This window comes from Burkholderia sp. HI2500, from assembly GCF_002223055.1.
Classification (GTDB): Bacteria; Pseudomonadota; Gammaproteobacteria; order Burkholderiales; family Burkholderiaceae; genus Burkholderia.
On record NZ_NKFL01000006.1, the window covers coordinates 1,766,967 to 1,782,993 of the forward strand.

13 protein-coding genes are annotated in these 16,027 nt (G+C 66.5%); 6 read left to right on the plus strand and 7 right to left on the minus strand.

Annotated elements, in window-relative coordinates:
* Window positions 1-149: 149 nt before the first annotated feature.
* A complete protein-coding gene (locus tag CFB45_RS25645; RefSeq protein WP_089427960.1) occupies window positions 150-974 on the minus strand; it encodes a GntR family transcriptional regulator in 825 nt (274 codons plus the stop codon).
* Between the two features lie 288 nt (window positions 975-1,262).
* Here CFB45_RS25645 and CFB45_RS25650 point away from each other — a divergent pair, with 288 nt between their 5' ends.
* The 5 genes from CFB45_RS25650 (at window position 1,263) to acnA (ending at window position 8,428) form a co-directional block, all read left to right on the plus strand.
* A complete protein-coding gene (locus tag CFB45_RS25650) occupies window positions 1,263-2,249 on the plus strand; it encodes a malate dehydrogenase (RefSeq protein WP_069251130.1) in 987 nt (328 codons plus the stop codon).
* 183 nt (window positions 2,250-2,432) lie between these two features.
* Window positions 2,433-3,440, plus strand: coding sequence for an HpcH/HpaI aldolase/citrate lyase family protein (locus tag CFB45_RS25655; protein ID WP_089427961.1), 1,008 nt, complete (start codon window positions 2,433-2,435; stop codon window positions 3,438-3,440).
* A 228-nt stretch (window positions 3,441-3,668) separates the two neighbouring features.
* Window positions 3,669-4,184: a hypothetical protein gene (locus CFB45_RS25660; RefSeq protein WP_089427962.1), complete on the plus strand. Its 516-nt coding sequence runs from the start codon at window positions 3,669-3,671 to the stop codon at window positions 4,182-4,184.
* Window positions 4,185-4,206: 22 nt separating this feature from the next.
* Window positions 4,207-5,658 (plus strand): bifunctional 2-methylcitrate dehydratase/aconitate hydratase, encoded by a 1,452-nt coding sequence (locus CFB45_RS25665; protein ID WP_089427963.1) that lies wholly within the window; start codon window positions 4,207-4,209, stop codon window positions 5,656-5,658.
* 52 nt (window positions 5,659-5,710) lie between these two features.
* Complete coding sequence (gene acnA / locus CFB45_RS25670; RefSeq protein WP_089427964.1) at window positions 5,711-8,428, plus strand: aconitate hydratase AcnA; 2,718 nt, start codon at window positions 5,711-5,713, stop codon at window positions 8,426-8,428.
* A gap of 122 nt (window positions 8,429-8,550) precedes the next feature.
* Here acnA and CFB45_RS25675 read toward each other — a convergent pair whose 3' ends face one another.
* Genes CFB45_RS25675 through CFB45_RS25685 form a run of 3 tightly spaced genes read right to left on the minus strand, consistent with a single transcriptional unit; the run spans window position 8,551 to window position 9,739 of the window.
* Entirely contained in the window at window positions 8,551-8,988 is a 438-nt protein-coding gene (locus tag CFB45_RS25675) for a DUF1801 domain-containing protein (RefSeq protein ID WP_089427965.1), read from the minus strand.
* On the minus strand, window positions 8,985-9,416 hold the full coding sequence (locus CFB45_RS25680; RefSeq protein WP_089427966.1) for an SRPBCC family protein: 432 nt from the start codon (window positions 9,414-9,416) through the stop codon (window positions 8,985-8,987). Before CFB45_RS25680 ends, CFB45_RS25675 begins: the two co-directional genes overlap by 4 nt.
* Entirely contained in the window at window positions 9,416-9,739 is a 324-nt protein-coding gene (locus tag CFB45_RS25685; protein ID WP_089429146.1) for an ArsR/SmtB family transcription factor, read from the minus strand. The genes CFB45_RS25680 and CFB45_RS25685 overlap by 1 nt, the downstream gene beginning before the upstream one ends.
* A 645-nt stretch (window positions 9,740-10,384) precedes the next feature.
* Between CFB45_RS25685 and CFB45_RS25695 the strand changes: the two genes are divergently transcribed.
* Window positions 10,385-12,118 (plus strand): S53 family peptidase, encoded by a 1,734-nt coding sequence (locus CFB45_RS25695; protein WP_089427967.1) that lies wholly within the window; start codon window positions 10,385-10,387, stop codon window positions 12,116-12,118.
* A gap of 106 nt (window positions 12,119-12,224) precedes the next feature.
* Here the strand turns inward: CFB45_RS25695 and CFB45_RS25700 are convergent, their stop codons facing one another.
* From CFB45_RS25700 to CFB45_RS25710, 3 genes are all read right to left on the minus strand, one after another.
* Window positions 12,225-13,643, minus strand: coding sequence for an MFS transporter (locus CFB45_RS25700; protein WP_089427968.1), 1,419 nt, complete (start codon window positions 13,641-13,643; stop codon window positions 12,225-12,227).
* Between the two features lie 208 nt (window positions 13,644-13,851).
* Window positions 13,852-14,688, minus strand: coding sequence for an ABC transporter permease (locus tag CFB45_RS25705; RefSeq protein ID WP_047901362.1), 837 nt, complete (start codon window positions 14,686-14,688; stop codon window positions 13,852-13,854).
* A gap of 37 nt (window positions 14,689-14,725) precedes the next feature.
* Window positions 14,726-15,982: an ABC transporter permease gene (locus tag CFB45_RS25710; RefSeq protein ID WP_179255124.1), complete on the minus strand. Its 1,257-nt coding sequence runs from the start codon at window positions 15,980-15,982 to the stop codon at window positions 14,726-14,728.
* Window positions 15,983-16,027: the final 45 nt, after the last annotated feature.

Below are 16,027 nucleotides of genomic sequence, written 5' to 3' on the forward strand. Positions count from 1 at the left end.
CACACTAATCCGCGATTTTAGCGCCTTTTTATATCGCGCTGCAGCGAAAGTCTGCTCTGGATAATTGCGCGAACAAGAACAAAGGCGGCCCGAAACGTGCTTCGCGAACGTGGGGAACGCGAACGCACTCGGCTTGAGCCGATACACCGTCAACTCAAGTCATTCTGATAGTAGTACCCGGTTGTGACATACCAGCCGCGACGCACTTCCACCGGCCGGTCTCCGTATGTATAGGACACACGCTCGACCGACAGCAAAGGGAAACCCGCCGGCACGTGCAGCAGGTCGGCCACCGCCGGCTCCGCCGCGACCGCGCGGATCTTTTCCGTCGCGCGGATCATCCGCGTGCCGAACTCCGCCTCGAACATCGCGTAGAGCGGCCCCTTGTACTCGCTCAGCCGCTCGAACGTGAGCCCGCGGAACATCGCGCCCGGCAGCCAGATCTCGTCGAGCACCGTCGCTTCGTTCTCGAACTCCAGCAGGCGGCGCACCTGGACGACCGGATCGGCCGGCTTCAGGTCGAGTTGCCGCGCGATCTCGGCCGGCGCGCGCAGGCGCCGGCATTCGAGCAGGCGGCTCACGTGCGGATGCTCGGCACCGTCGTCGGCCAGCAGCCGCAGGAAGCGGAACTGCGCGCGATCTTCGTTGTGCGTTGCAACAAAAGTGCCCTTGCCCTGCCGCCGGACCACGAGGTTTTCGGCGGCCAGCTCGTCGATCGCCTTGCGGACGGTGCCCTGGCTGACCTTGTAGCGGGCCGCGAGCTCCACCTCGCTCGGGATGATCTCGCCCGGCTTCCACTCGCCGGTTTCGAGACTTTGCGTGATCAATGACTTAATCTGCTGGTATAACGGGCTGAACGTCGGCGACGGAGCCGCCGCGGGCGAAGGTGCGGGATCGCTCGCGCCCGGCTGCCCTGGGCCGCCTGCGCCGGTCTGATTCGCGGTATTCGCCTGGTTCGATGTCATGGCGCGCATTTCATCACAAACCGCACTTTTAAGTCCACTCAATTTCCGCAAAACATCTGTCTTATATAAGACATATGATACCGTTTGACTTTGAGCCGGACGGCTCCTACACTCCGGGTCGAGCAAGGGTTCGCGGGTGCAAAAGCGCGTCCCCGGCTACGTGCCACGGCCGTCTCCAGGTTCACCGCGTCTGCCATCGCGAGTCCTCCGCCCTGCTTCAATGCAACACTCAGCACAACGCGCATAGAATGGCGTTTTCGCGAGTGTCCAACGCTTCACCCGTCCTGGAGATTTTCAATGGCTAAGCCCGCAAAGCGCGTTGCCGTCACCGGCGCCGCAGGTCAAATCGCTTACTCCCTGCTGTTCCGCATCGCGAACGGCGACCTGCTCGGCAAGGACCAGCCGGTCATCCTGCAACTGCTCGACCTCCCGCAAGCCCAAGGCGCCGTCAAGGGCGTCGTGATGGAACTCGACGATTGCGCGTTCCCGCTGCTGTCGGGCGTCGTGATCACCGACGATCCGAAGGTCGCATTCAAGGATGCCGACGTCGCACTGCTGGTCGGCGCACGTCCGCGCTCGAAGGGCATGGAGCGCAAGGACCTGCTGTCGGCCAACGCGGAGATCTTCACGGTTCAGGGCGCCGCGCTGAACGAAGTCGCGAGCCGCGACGTGAAGGTGCTGGTCGTCGGCAACCCGGCGAACACGAACGCCTACATCGCGATGAAGTCGGCACCGGATCTGCCGAAGAAGAACTTCACGGCCATGCTGCGCCTCGACCACAACCGCGCGCTGTCGCAGCTCGCAGCGAAGTCGGGCAAGCCGGTCGCATCGATCGAGAAGCTCGCCGTGTGGGGCAACCACTCGCCGACGATGTACCCCGACTTCCGCTTCGCGACCGCCGAAGGCGAATCGCTGCTGAAGCTGATCAACGACGACGTGTGGAACCGCGACACGTTCATCCCGACCGTCGGCAAGCGCGGCGCGGCGATCATCGAAGCGCGCGGCCTGTCGTCGGCAGCGTCGGCAGCGAACGCGGCGATCGACCACGTGCGTGACTGGGTCCTCGGCACGAACGGCAAGTGGGTCACGATGGGCATCCCGTCGGACGGCTCGTACGGCATCCCCGAAGACATCATCTACGGCGTGCCGGTCACCTGCGAAAACGGCGAGTACAAGCGCGTCGAAGGCCTGGAAATCGACGCGTTCTCGCGCGAGAAGATGGACGGCACGCTGGCCGAGCTGCTCGAAGAGCGCGATGGCGTCGCCCACCTGCTGAAGAACTAAGCATCAAGCACTCGCCGGGCGGCCCTCGGGCAGCCCGGTCTCGGCCCGGGCCGGCATGCCGCCGGCCCGGCCGACCGATCCGATCCGCGCACGTTTTGCCGCCCCGCGCTTGCCGCGCACCGGCCCAGAACGCGCCCGAATCCGATTTTCTCCACGTTGACCCGCTTCCCTGACGTAGACGAGATGGCCGCGCTCACTCCCGCACAAGTGCTGTACGACGGGGCGTCCCCGCCCGCGATCCTGCCCTGCTGCGATCATTACGCGGGCAGCGAAAAGCTGATGCGCAAGTCGCTCGCGCTGCAGGCCGAGCTGGGCCCCGTGTTCGACATCACGCTCGACTGCGAAGACGGCGCCGCCGTCGGCCAGGAAGCCGCGCATGCGGCACTCGTCACCGACATCCTCGGCAGCGACGAGAACCGCTTCGGCCGCGTCGGCGTCCGCATCCACGACTTTTCCCACCCGCACTGGCGCGACGACGTACGCATCGTGCTGCGTGCGACGCGTGCCCCCGCCTACATCACGCTCCCGAAGATCGCCAGCGCCGCCGATGCCGCCGAAATGACCGCATTCATCGAAGGCACGCGCCGCGAGCTCGGCATCGCGCAGCCGATTCCCGTCGACGTGCTGGTCGAGACGCACGGCGCGCTCGCGCAGGCGGCCGCCCTCGCCGCGCTGCCGACGGTCGGCACGCTGAGCTTCGGGCTGATGGATTTCGTCTCCGCGCACCACGGTGCGATTCCCGATTCCGCGATGCGCTCGCCCGGCCAGTTCGAGCACCCGCTCGTGCGCCGCGCGAAGCTGGAAATCGCCGCGGCCTGCCACGCACACGGCAAGACGCCGTCGCACAACGTGACGACCGAGGTGCGCGACATGGGCATCGTCGCCGGCGATGCACGCCGCGCGCGCGACGAATTCGCGTTCACGCGGATGTGGAGCATCCATCCTGCGCAGATCCGCCCGATCGTCGACGCATTCGCGCCGCGCACCGACGAGGTCGCGCTGGCCGCCGAGATCCTGCTGGCCGCGCAGGCGGCCGACTGGGGCCCGACCCGCCACGGTGATACGCTGCACGATCGCGCGAGTTACCGGTATTACTGGTCGGTGCTGCGCCGTGCGCGGGCCACCGGCCAGCCCGTACCCGCCGAGGCCGCGCCGCTGTTCGGGCCGGCCGCCGCGGGCAGCGCGCCGTAAGCGCGCCGCCGGCCGATACACGAGTTTCATGCATTCGCCGACGCGTAAACCGGATAGAGGTTTGCGAAACGACAAAAAACGTAACGGAGCCCGAAAACCTGATATGTACGCGGCCAAATAGGTGAAAATAGCGGCCGCTGCGCGCTTTCGGGGCGCGTGCAGTTTCAAACCGGCCGGCGGTTTCGATTGCCGGCCCTTGTCAACTGATTATCGAAAGGTTCTGACTCCATGAAGAAACTCCTGATCGCTACCGCTATCGGCGCCTTGTCCGCCACGATGCTGGTGTCGGCTCCGAGCGCGTTTGCCCAGGGTACGGCCACGACGACCGCGAAGAAGGCAACGGCCAAGCGCCCAGCGCCGGCCAAGCGCATCATCCCGCGCAGCAAGAAGGCGCAGGCACGCGCAGCCGCCAAGGTCGATCCGGTACCGGACGGCGCGGTCAAGTGGTCCTGTAAGGAAGGCCTGTCGTTCGACCTCGCCGGCGACATGAAGCGCGACCAGGTCGTCACGGTTCACTGGGCGAAGAAGAACTACAAGCTGCCGCGTCAGACCACGACGACGGGCGCCGACACGTTCTACGATCCGGCAGCAGGCTTCAAGCTGGTCGTGATCCCGACCAAGGCAATGCTGTTCTCGGACGCAAACGGCGGCGAGCGCCTCGCGGACGAATGCGTGACGCCGGAAATGGCGCAAGGCACGGCTGCGCCGACGCAATCGAACGAGCTGAAGCCGGCAACGAACTAAGCGCGTTCCCATCGGCCCCTCGATGTCCGCCCCGGTCTCCAACGTCCGCCCTGCTCCGGATACGGTACTCGTCGATATCGTCGACTATGTGCTGAACACCGGCATCGACAGCGCGCTCGCGCTGGAGACGGCGCGTCATTGCCTGATCGACACGCTCGGATGCGGACTCGAGGCACTGTCCTACCCTGCCTGCACCAAGCTGCTCGGCCCCGTCGTGCCCGGCACGATCGTGCCGAACGGCGCGAAGGTGCCCGGCACGTCCTTCCAGCTCGATCCCGTCCAGGCCGCGTTCGGCATCGGCGCGATGATCCGCTGGCTGGACTTCAACGACACCTGGCTCGCCGCCGAATGGGGTCATCCGTCCGACAACCTCGGCGGGATCCTGGCGACGGCCGACTGGCTTTCCCGCGCGGCCGTCGCGGCCGGCCGGAAGCCGCTCCTGATGCGCGACGTCCTCGTCGCGATGATCCAGGCCCACGAAATCCAGGGCTGCCTCGCCCTCGAGAATTCGTTCAACGCGGTCGGGCTCGACCACGTGCTGCTCGTGAAGGTCGCGTCGACGGCCGTCGTCGGCCGGCTGCTCGGGCTCACGCGCGACGAACTGATCAACGCGGTGTCCAACGCGTTCGTCGACGGCCAGGCGCTGCGTACCTACCGCCACGCGCCGAACACCGGTTCGCGCAAGTCATGGGCGGCCGGCGACGCGACCTCCCGCGCGGTGCGCCTCGCGCTGATCGCGAAAACGGGTGAAATGGGCTACCCGTCGGCGCTCACCGCCAAGACCTGGGGCTTCTACGACGTGCTGTTCGACGGCAAGCCGTTCCGCTTCCAGCGCCCGTACGGCACGTACGTGATGGAAAACGTGCTGTTCAAGATCGCATTCCCCGCCGAATTCCACGCGCAAACGGCCGCCGAGGCCGCGCTGCAGCTGCACGCGCAGCTCGCAGCCGCGGGCCGCACGACCGACGAGATCAGCCGGATCACGATCCGCACGCACGCGGCCGCGATCCGCATCATCGACAAGCAGGGCCCGCTCGCCAACCCGGCCGACCGCGACCACTGCATCCAGTACATGGTCGCCGTGCCGCTGCTGTTCGGCCGGCTGACCGCGGCCGACTACGAAGATTCGGCCGCCGCCGATCCCCGCATCGACGCGCTGCGCGCGAAGACCGTGTGCGTCGAGGATCCGCAGTTCACGAAGGATTACCACGACCCGGACAAGCGCTCGATCGCGAATGCACTGACGATCGAGTTCGCGGACGGATCGAAGCTTGCCGAAGTGGCGGTCGAATACCCGCTCGGTCATCAGCGACGCCGCACCGAAGGCATCCCGCTCCTGGTCGAGAAATTCAGAACCAACCTCGCCCGCCGCTTCCCGGCAAAGCAGCAACAAGCGATTCTCGACGTGTCGCTGGACCAGGCAAAGCTCGAAGCGATGCCGGTCGATCAGTACGTCGATCTGTACGTGATATAGCCGTCATTTACAGGACACGTAGTTTCCTAGCCTTAAACCCAGGAAAATCACCATGGCCCACAATCTCCACAAGACCCTCAAGGAATTCGACAGCGGTTCCGGCAAAGGCAAGTTCTACTCGCTGCCGCAGCTCGGCAAGGAACTGAAGACGAAGATCGAACGCCTGCCGGTGTCGATCCGTATCGTGCTCGAGTCCGTGCTGCGCAACTACGACGGCAAGAAGATCACCGAAGAGCACATCGAGCAGCTGGCGAACTGGAAGCCGAACGACAAGCGCGTCGACGAGATTCCGTTCGTGGTGTCGCGCGTCGTGCTGCAGGACTTCACGGGCGTGCCGCTGCTCGCCGACATCGCGGCCATGCGCGGCGTCGCGGAGCGTACCGGCAAGAACCCGAAGAAGATCGAGCCGCTGGTCCCGGTCGATCTCGTCGTCGATCACTCGGTGCAGATCGACTACTTCCGCCAGAAGGACGCGCTCGACCTGAACATGAAACTGGAATTCCAGCGCAACAACGAGCGCTACCAGTTCATGAAGTGGGGCATGCAGGCATTCGACACGTTCAAGGTCGTGCCGCCGGGCGTCGGCATCGTCCACCAGGTGAACCTGGAATACCTCGCGCGCGGCGTCCACAAGAAGGCGGATGGCGGCGACACCGTGTACTACCCGGACACCCTCGTCGGCACCGACAGCCACACGACGATGATCAACGGCATCGGCGTGGTCGGCTGGGGCGTGGGCGGCATCGAGGCTGAAGCCGGCATGCTCGGCCAGCCGGTGTACTTCCTGACGCCGGACGTCGTCGGCGTCGAGCTGAAGGGCAAGCTGCGCGAAGGCGTGACGGCCACCGACCTGGTGCTGACGATCACCGAAATGCTGCGCAAGGAGAAGGTCGTCGGCAAGTTCGTCGAGTTCTTCGGCGAAGGCACGAAGTCGCTGTCGCTGCCGGACCGCGCGACGATCGGCAACATGGCGCCCGAATACGGCGCGACGATGGGCTTCTTCCCGGTCGACGAGAAGACGATCGAGTACTTCGAAGGCACGGGCCGCACGAAGGCCGAAATCGCCGCGTTCGAAAACTACTTCAAGGCGCAGAAGCTGTTCGGCATCCCGAAGGCCGGCGACATCGACTACACGAAGGTCGTGACGCTCGATCTGACGACGGTCGCGCCGTCGCTGGCCGGCCCGAAGCGCCCGCAAGACCGCATCGAGATCGGCCACGTCAAGTCGACGTTCACCGACCTGTTCTCGAAGCCGGTCGCGGAAAACGGCTTCGCGAAGAAGGCGGAAGACCTCGGCGCGCAATACACGACGAGCAACGGCGTCGACGTGAAGAACGGCGACATCCTGATCGCCGCGATCACGTCGTGCACGAACACGTCGAACCCGAGCGTGCTGCTGGCCGCCGGCCTGCTCGCGAAGAAGGCGGTCGAGGCCGGCCTCACGGTCGATCCGAAGATCAAGACCTCGCTCGCGCCGGGATCGCGCATCGTCACCGAGTACCTGACGAAGACGGGCCTGCTGCCCTACCTGTCGAAGCTCGGTTTCGAAGTCGCGGCCTACGGCTGCACGACCTGTATCGGCAACGCGGGCGACCTGACGCCGGAACTGAACGAAGCGATCACGAAGAACGACATCGTCGCGGCAGCCGTGCTGTCGGGCAACCGTAACTTCGAAGCGCGGATCCACCCGAACATCCGCGCGAACTTCCTCGCGTCGCCGCCGCTGGTCGTCGCCTACGCGATCGCCGGCAACATCACGCGCGACCTGATGACCGAACCGGTCGGCAAGGGCAAGGGCGGCCGCGACATCTACCTCGGCGACATCTGGCCGACGAGCGAAGAAATCCACGCGCTGCTCAAGTTCGCGCTCGACCCGAAGAAGTTCGAGGACAACTACTCGAAGCTGACCAAGAAGGGCGACCTCTGGAGCAAGATCGAGGGCGAATCGGGCCAGGTCTACGACTGGCCGAAGTCGACGTACATCGCCGAGCCGCCGTTCTTCGGCAACGACTTCTCGATGGAACCGGCTGCATCGATCCCGACGGTCAAGGGCGCGCGCGCACTGGGCATCTTCGGTGACTCGGTCACGACCGACCACATCAGCCCGGCAGGCTCGATCAAGGAAGACTCGCCGGCAGGCAAGTGGCTGAAGGAGAACGGCGTGCAGAAGGCCGACTTCAACAGCTACGGCTCGCGCCGCGGCAACCACGACGTGATGATGCGCGGCACGTTCGCGAACGTCCGGATCAAGAACCTGATGATCCCGCCGAAGGCAGACGGCACGCGCGTCGAAGGTGGCCTGACGATCCACCAGCCGAGCGGCGAACAGCAGTCGATCTACGATGCAGCGATGCAGTACGTTGCCGCCGATACGCCGACGGTCGTGTTCGCCGGCGAAGAGTACGGCACGGGCTCGTCGCGCGACTGGGCCGCGAAGGGCACGCAACTGCTCGGCGTGAAGGCCGTGATCGCACGCAGCTTCGAGCGCATCCACCGCTCGAACCTGGTCGGCATGGGCGTGCTGCCGCTGCAGTTCAAGGGCGCGGACAGCGTCCAGTCGCTCGGCATCACCGGTGAAGAAACGTACGACATCGAAGGCCTCGGCGACGACTTCAAGCCGCAGCAGGACGTCACGCTCGTGATCCACCGCAAGAACGGCGAATCGCAGCGCGTGCCGGTGCTGCTGCGCATCGATACGCCGATCGAAGTCGACTACTACAAGCACGGCGGGATCCTGCCGTTCGTGCTGCGCTCGCTGCTCGCAGCGTAAGCGCCCTGCAGCTTGCAGGTGCCGCAGCCGCCTCGCGGGCGGTTGCGGCCGATTTGGATGCCCGACCTCGTGTCGGGCTTTTTTTTGCCTGCGCTACGCTGCGTGACCGGTCGTGCGGCGCGTCATGCCGCCTTGGCGGCCCGCGCCTTCGTGCCTGCGCCCACTCGCCGGGTGTTCTTCTTCAGATGCGTGCGGTTGTAGTCGATCGCCGCTCGCACCAGGTTCTTCAGCGCCCGCTTGTCGAGCTTGTCGCCTTCGAAGAAATCGATCGCGCGCCGCGCATTGCCGTCGAGGCCATCGTTGAACAGCTTGTCGGGATCGGGCAACTGCGCGCCGTGCATGAAGGTCAGCTTCACCTTACCCTTGTGCGCGTTCGCCACCGCAATCATCCCGTCGCACGACCATACGGGGCTGCCCATCCATTTCCATTCCTCGACGATGCCCGCTTGAGCGTCGAGGATCGTCTGGCGCAGGTCGGCGAAGGTCTTGCCGCGCCAGTCGGCGATGCCGGCGATCAGCGCGTCGATACGCTCCGACGGCGTGAGGTCGGTTGGGCTCATGCGCGGGCCTCCGTGCCTTCGTCGGGGCGTGCCAGCACCTGTTCGAGCGAGTCGAAGAAGCGGACCCAGCCGTGCTGCGCGCCGCGGTACGCCTGCTCCTGGTCGGGACGGAAGCCGACCTGCTCCATCCGCAGGTGCGTGCCGCGCGGCGTCGGCGTGAGCGTCCACGTGACGACGCTTTCGAGGCCGTATGCCGCCCACGTATAGGACAACGCATGCGGCGGCTCGATCGTCAGGACCGTGCAGTCGACCGAGCCCCAGTCCGCACGGAAGCTGAAGGCACGGCCCGCGACGGGCTCGAAGTCGCTCTTCATCAGCCACGCCTCGATCAGGTGCGGTTGCGTGAGCGCGCGCCAGATCTTCTCCGGCGGATGAGGCAGCTCCCGGTCGACGACGACGGAGCGCGTTTCGGTGGTGGCCTGGTTCATTACTGATCCATCCTTTTCAGAAGATCTTCGAGGGCATCGAACCGGGTCTGCCAGAAGCCGGCCATCTGGCTCGTCCAGTCGATCAACGGGGCCAGCGCTTGAGGCTGCGCGCTGTAGTGCGTCTGCCGGCCTTCGTGGCGGTCGCTCACGAGCCCGGCCAGCTTCAGGACGCCCAGATGCTTCGAGACGGCCGGCTGCGAGACGCCCGCATGGGCCGTCAGCGCGGCAACCGTCAGCTCGCCGTCCGCGCACAGCCGCTCGAAGAGCGCGCGGCGCGTGGGATCGGCAAGTGTCCTGAAAAGCATGTCGTGTGCGTTCTGCATGTCCAAATCCATAACCCGATGGTTATGAATTGAAGCATATCCGCTGATCGACGCACGTCAAGGCGGAATTTCGCGAACGACGCCCGCGCGATCTTGCGCGGGCCGGCTGTCCGCCGCGCCGGGGTGTCCACGCCCCGAATTCGAGCCTTTCCTCTAATCCGCAATTGCCGCATGCGATCCGAAAGTCGCCTGCAAGACTGCCGGAAGCACCGTTCCACAGTTCGGGAAACGTTTGCGGTCGAGCGACCCCATTTTTGTGCACGCGCGAATCCGTTCCTGCCGTGTCGCTGCGTTTGACCACATAGTGCGACGCGGCACGCGACACCGACTGGTCGCGCGCGATGCGTGCACGCGGCGATCCGCTCTGCGATCGCGCACGTTCCGGCGTCGCGACGAGCGACTCGTGCGTGCGAGCGTCGCGCCTTGCTGCGCGGCCGTATCGCGAACCGGTTCCGCTCGCCGCTGCCGCAATTCGCTTACGCGCATGACGCAGCACATGCGTGCACCCGCGCCGATGTCAGAACTGACAGCTATGGAAAATGGCAGCTACCCGAACGACAGCGACGCCCTACGCTCGTCACCGCTCGCGGCCCCACAAGGGCCGGGGGTTCCAGTAACGTCGCCTCTCCTAAAAAAGGACTCCCGATGAAAAGGAACACCTGGTTTGCCCTTCCCCTTCCGTCGCCCCGCCGCCTCGCGTGCGTGGCACCGTTCGTGTTCGCCGCCGCCGCGGCGCATGCGACGACGGATTGGGTCGATACGCATACGAAGGCCTTTCTGACCGGCCCGCAGTTGATGGCGCGCAGCGCGGCGCCGTCGCTCGAACTGGCAGGCGGTGAAACGACCAACGTCGTCGTCAGCCTGAAACTGCGCAACGCCGCGCAGCTCAAGCAACTGGCGCGCGACGTGAACCGGCCCGGCAGCGCGCATTACCGCCAGTACCTCACGCACGAGCAGTTCCTCGCCAACTACGCGCCGACCGATGCGCAGGTCAAGTCGGTCGTCGACTATCTGCACAAGAGCGGCTTCGTGAACGTCGAGGTTGCGCCGAACCGCCTGCTGGTCTACGCCAGCGGAACGGCCGCCACCGTGAAGACCGCATTCAACACGTCGCTCGTGCACTTCGACTACGCGGGTCACTCGGGCTTCGCGAACACGTCGACTGCGCAGGTGCCGCGCGCGCTCGGCGACGTCGTCGGCTCGGTGCTCGGGCTGCAGAGCGTCGCACATGCGCGGCCGCTGCTGCGCATCGGCAACGTGTCGAAGCCGCTGGCGCTTGCAGCCGGCACGGCGACCGGCCACTATCCGAAGGAATTCCCGGGCCTCTACAACGCAACCGGCGTGCCGACCGCAGCCGGCGTCACCGTCGGCATCATCACGATCGGCGGCGTGTCGCAGACGCTGCAGGACCTGAAGCAGTTCACGTCGAGCAACGGTTACGGCACGGTGTCGACGCAGACCATCAAGACCAACGGCTCGGGCGGCAGCTACACCGACGACCAGGACGGCCAGGGCGAGTGGGATCTCGACAGCCAGTCGATCGTCGGCTCAGCCGGCGGCCAGGTCGGCAAGCTCGTGTTCTACATGGCCGACCTCAATGCGAGCGGCAACACGGGCCTCACGCAGGCATTCAACCGCGCCGTGTCGGACAACACCGCGAAGGTGATCAACGTATCGCTCGGCTGGTGCGAGACCGACGCGAACGCGGACGGCACGCTCGACGCCGAGGAACAGATCTTCACGACCGCCGCGGCGCAAGGCCAGACGTTCTCCGTTTCGTCGGGCGACGAAGGTGTGTACGAGTGCAACAACCGCGGCTATCCGGACGGCTCGAACTACACGGTGTCTTGGCCCGCATCGTCGCCGCACGTGCTCGCGATCGGCGGCACGACGCTCTACACGACGTCGTCGGGGGCGTTCTCGAGCGAGACGGTGTGGAACGAAGGGCTCGACGGCAACGGCAAGCTGTGGGCGACGGGCGGCGGCGTCAGCACGATCCTGCCCGCGCCGTCGTGGCAATCGGGCAGCAACCGCCAGTTGCCGGACGTCTCGTTCGACGCCGCGCAAAGCACGGGTGCGTACATCTACAACTACGGCCAGTTGCAGCAGATCGGCGGCACGAGCCTCGCCGCGCCGATCTTCACCGGTCTCTGGGCGCGCCTGCTCGCAGCGAACGGCACGGGCCTCGGCTTCCCGGCCGGCAAGTTCTACGCCGACATTCCGTCGAACCCGTCGCTCGTGCGCTACGACGTGGTGTCTGGGAACAACGGCTATCAGGGGTATGGCTACAACGCAGGCACCGGCTGGGATTACACGACCGGCTTCGGCAGCCTGAACATCGCGAACCTCAACCAGCTGATCAAGTCGGGCGGGTTCTAAGCGAAGCGTGAAGGCCGGCGCGTGGCGGTGGTTCGTTGCGCGCCGGCTCGAAAATTTCCCGCGATGGTCGTTCGGCCATCGGCTTGCGCCGCAACCGCGCGCCACCCTACTCCGTCGCCTGCTCGCCCACGCGCTCCGACGCGGCCGGCACACCGGCCCGATGCGACGGCGCAAAGAGCCGCAATCCGCTCGCGACACTCGCGGCCCCGGCGAAGCCCGCGCCGAGCATCAGCGCGAGCGTCGGCCCGTGGCGTCCCGCGATCCCGAACGACAGCGCGACGAGCGCCGCGCCCGTCGCCTGCCCGATCAGCCGCGCGGTCGCGATGATCCCGCTCGCGCCGCCGCTGCGCTCGGGCGGTGCGCTCGACATCAGCGCCTTCAGGTTCGGCGACTGGAAGAAACCGAAGCCGGCGCCGCACAGCATCATCCGCCAGCCGATGTCGATGACACCGGGCGCCGCCGGCAACGCGGCGAGCGACACCATGCCCGCGCTCAGCAACGCCAGACCGATCGCGCCGAGCAGGCCCGGCGGATAGCGATCCGACAAGCGCCCCGCGATGGGCGCGGCGAGCGCGACGATGACCGACCACGGCGTCATCAGGAACCCCGTCTCGACCGCGTTGCGATGCAGGACGGTTTCGAAATAGAACGGCAGCGACACGAACGCGAGCCCCTGCGCGGCAAACGCGCACACCGCGGTCAGCGCGGACAGCGTGAACACCGGCCGCCGAAACAGGTCGACCGGCAGCATCGGCGCCGGGTGCCCGGCCTGACGGCGGATCAGCAACCAGCCGAAGGTGAGCGCGACCGCCGCCGCCGCGAACACGATGGAAAGCGGCCCGCGCTGCGCGAATTCGCCGAGCGCGAAGATCAACGACGCGAACGTGATCACGTTGAACAACGCGGCGACCGGATCGAACGCATGCTTGCCGCGCGCCGTCTGCGGCAGCGACGGAATCGCCACGGCAAGCGCGAACACGCCGAGCGGCACGTTCACCGCGAACAGCCACGGCCATGCGGCGACCGACAGGATCAACGACGCGATGGTCGGCCCCACCGCGAACGACACGCCGACCACGAGCGCGTTGAAGCCGACGCCGCGCCCGAGCCGGTGCGCGGGAAACAGGCCGCGGATCAGCGCGACGTTGACGCTCATGATCGCGCTCGCGCCGAAGCCCTGCACGATCCGCGCGGCCGTCAGCATCGGCAGCGTCGACGCGAGCGAGCAGCCGAGCGACGCAACCGTGAACACCGCGAGCCCGGCGACATACACGCGCTTGTGGCCGACGATGTCGCCGAGCGACGCGAACGGCAGCAGCGTCGCGACCATCGCGAGCTGGTACGCGTTGATGATCCAGACGGACGCGGCCGGCGATGCATGCAGGTCGGCGGCGATCGCGGGCAGCGCGGTGTTCGCGATCGCGGTGTCGAGCGTCGCGAGCGCGACGGCCAGCAGCACGGCGGACATCGCACGCCAGTTGACGGCCGGCTCATGCGCGCCGGCGGGGGAAGCGAATTCGGACAAGATGAGGCTCGGCTGACGAGCGACGCGTTGCGCCGCGTCGCGGATTGGACTCGCGGCGGCGTTCCGGTCGCACCGCACGGAACGCGCGCCGCCGCGCCCCGTATTGTTGCAGAGCCGTATCGAACGTGCAGGCGGCCGCCTCGTCAGTCAGCGAAATGAAAGCAAATGCGTGGCCGCGCAGGATGCACGGCAACGCAGGCGCGCCGCGTCAGGTCACCGCGCGCCGCGCATTGCGACCGCGCAGCCATTCGAGCGCCAGCAGCAGGCTCGTCGAGAAGATGATCAGGATCGTTGCGAGCGCAGCGATCGTCGGGCTGATGTTCTCGCGGATACCGGTGAACATCTGGCGCGGCAGCGTCGTCTGGTCCGCGCCCGCGAGGAACAGCGTGACGACAACTTCGTCGAACGACGTCGCGAACGCGAACAGCGCGCCGGACATCACACCCGGTGCGATCACCGGCAGCGTCACGCGGAAGAACGTCGACACCGGATTCGCGCCGAGCGACAGGCTCGCGCGCACGAGGTTCTGGTTGAAGCCCTGCAGGGTTGCCGCCACCGTCGTCACGACAAACGGCACGCCGAGCGCCGCGTGGGCAGCGATCAGCCCCGTGTAGGTGTTCGCGAGCCCGAGCGGCGCGAAGAACAGGTACATGCCGACACCGACCACGACGACCGGCACGATCATCGGCGACAGCAGCACAGCCATCAGCAGCCCCTTGCCGCGGAAGTCGGCCTTCGTGAGACCGATCGCGGCAAGCGTGCCGAGCACGGTCGCGACGACGGTTGCCGACGGTGCGACGATGAAGCTGTTCTTCGCGGCCATCCGCCACTCGTCCGATGCGATCAGGTTCTCGTACCAGCGCATCGAGAAGCCCGGGATCGGATAGACGAGGAACGTGCTCGACGAAAACGACAGCGGCACGATCGCGAGCACCGGCAGGATCAGGTACAGCAGCGTCAGCACGACGAGCACGCGCAATGCGACGTACCACGCGCGCTCGACGAACGACATGTGCGGCGCGAACAGCGGCCTGGCGAGTTTCATGGTCGGATTCCCCTTCCCGTTTCGTTGCACGCGGCGCTCAGCCGAGGCTCACGTTGGTGCGCGTGAAGCGCCCGTACACCGCGTACAGCACGAGCGTCGCCGCGAGCAGCAGCCCGCCGAGCGCGCACGCCATGCCCCAGTTGATCGTCACGTTCGTGAAGTACGCGACGTAGTAGCTGACCATCTGGTCGTTCGGCCCGCCGAGCAGCGCGGGCGTGATGTAGTAGCCGATCGCGAGAATGAACACGAGCAAGGCGCCCGCGCCGACGCCCGGGTAGGTCTGCGGCACGTACACGCGCCAGAACGCGGCGAACGGATGGCTGCCGAGCGACACGGCCGCACGCTGGTAGGTCGGCGGGATCGACTTCATCACGCTGTACAGCGGCAGGATCATGAACGGCAGCAGGATGTGCGTCATCGAGATGTACACGCCGATGCGGTTGAACAGCAGCGTCAGCGGATGCGAGATCAGCCCGCTGCCGATCAGCGCCGTATTGATGAGCCCTTCGCTCTGCAGCAGCACGATCCATGCGGCGACGCGCACGAGCACCGACGTCCAGAACGGAATCAGCACGAGGATCATCACGAGGTTGGCACGCCGCTCCGACAGCGTCGAGATCCAGTACGCGAGCGGATAGCCGAGCAGCAGCGCGAACAGCGTGACGGCGACGCCGATCACGAACGTGCGGCCGAAGATCGCGAGATAGATCGACTGGTCGGGATCGGCCGGCACGATGTGGCCGAAGCCGTCCTGCTTGTGGTCGAGCGCGGCGAGCAGGTAGAACGGCGAATACGCGCTGCCGTTCTTCGCGATCGCCTGCCAGTAGGCGGCATCGCCCCAGCGCGCATCGAGCTCGACCAGCTTGTCACGCGTCTGCGCGGGTGTCAGTGCCGCGTCGTTGTCGCCCTTCAGCGGCATCGCGCGCGCCGTCTTCGCGACGAGCGAGCGATAGCCCGGAATCTCGGTGTTCAGCCGCCGCGCGAGCGCACCCATCGCCTCGCTGTCGGCCACCTTCGTCATGTCGGCCGCGAGCGCGACATACGCGGCGTCGGCCGGCGGCGCCTTGCGGTCCCAGCCCGACAGCGCCCTGACCGTGTTCGGCAGCGCTGCGGCGATCTCGGGGTTCTGCACCGCGCGCGTGAGCAGCGTGCCGATCGGCACGACGAAAATCAGCAGCAGAAAAATCGCGAGCGGCGCGACCAGCAGCAGTGCCATCGTGCGCTTGCGGGCCTCGGCGGCCTTCAGCTCGCGCTTGAGCGCGGCGTTCGACGGCGAGGAAGGCGCGATCGTCATCGTATTCAACGGTTCTCTCCGGCCGGGCACGATCCGGCGGAAGGC

Excerpts from the sequence above, each read along its gene's own strand:
- CFB45_RS25645 (WP_089427960.1), bottom strand. The coding sequence starts at position 974 with ATGCGCGCCATGACATCGAACCAGGCGAATACCGCGAATCAGACCGGC.
- CFB45_RS25650 (WP_069251130.1), top strand. The coding sequence starts at position 1,263 with ATGGCTAAGCCCGCAAAGCGCGTTGCCGTCACCGGCGCCGCAGGTCAA.
- CFB45_RS25655 (WP_089427961.1), top strand. The coding sequence starts at position 2,433 with ATGGCCGCGCTCACTCCCGCACAAGTGCTGTACGACGGGGCGTCCCCG.
- CFB45_RS25660 (WP_089427962.1), top strand. The coding sequence starts at position 3,669 with ATGAAGAAACTCCTGATCGCTACCGCTATCGGCGCCTTGTCCGCCACG.
- CFB45_RS25665 (WP_089427963.1), top strand. The coding sequence starts at position 4,207 with ATGTCCGCCCCGGTCTCCAACGTCCGCCCTGCTCCGGATACGGTACTC.
- acnA (WP_089427964.1), top strand. The coding sequence starts at position 5,711 with ATGGCCCACAATCTCCACAAGACCCTCAAGGAATTCGACAGCGGTTCC.
- CFB45_RS25675 (WP_089427965.1), bottom strand. The coding sequence starts at position 8,988 with ATGAGCCCAACCGACCTCACGCCGTCGGAGCGTATCGACGCGCTGATC.
- CFB45_RS25680 (WP_089427966.1), bottom strand. The coding sequence starts at position 9,416 with ATGAACCAGGCCACCACCGAAACGCGCTCCGTCGTCGTCGACCGGGAG.
- CFB45_RS25685 (WP_089429146.1), bottom strand. The coding sequence starts at position 9,739 with ATGCAGAACGCACACGACATGCTTTTCAGGACACTTGCCGATCCCACG.
- CFB45_RS25695 (WP_089427967.1), top strand. The coding sequence starts at position 10,385 with ATGAAAAGGAACACCTGGTTTGCCCTTCCCCTTCCGTCGCCCCGCCGC.
- CFB45_RS25705 (WP_047901362.1), bottom strand. The coding sequence starts at position 14,688 with ATGAAACTCGCCAGGCCGCTGTTCGCGCCGCACATGTCGTTCGTCGAG.
- CFB45_RS25710 (WP_179255124.1), bottom strand. The coding sequence starts at position 15,982 with ATGACGATCGCGCCTTCCTCGCCGTCGAACGCCGCGCTCAAGCGCGAG.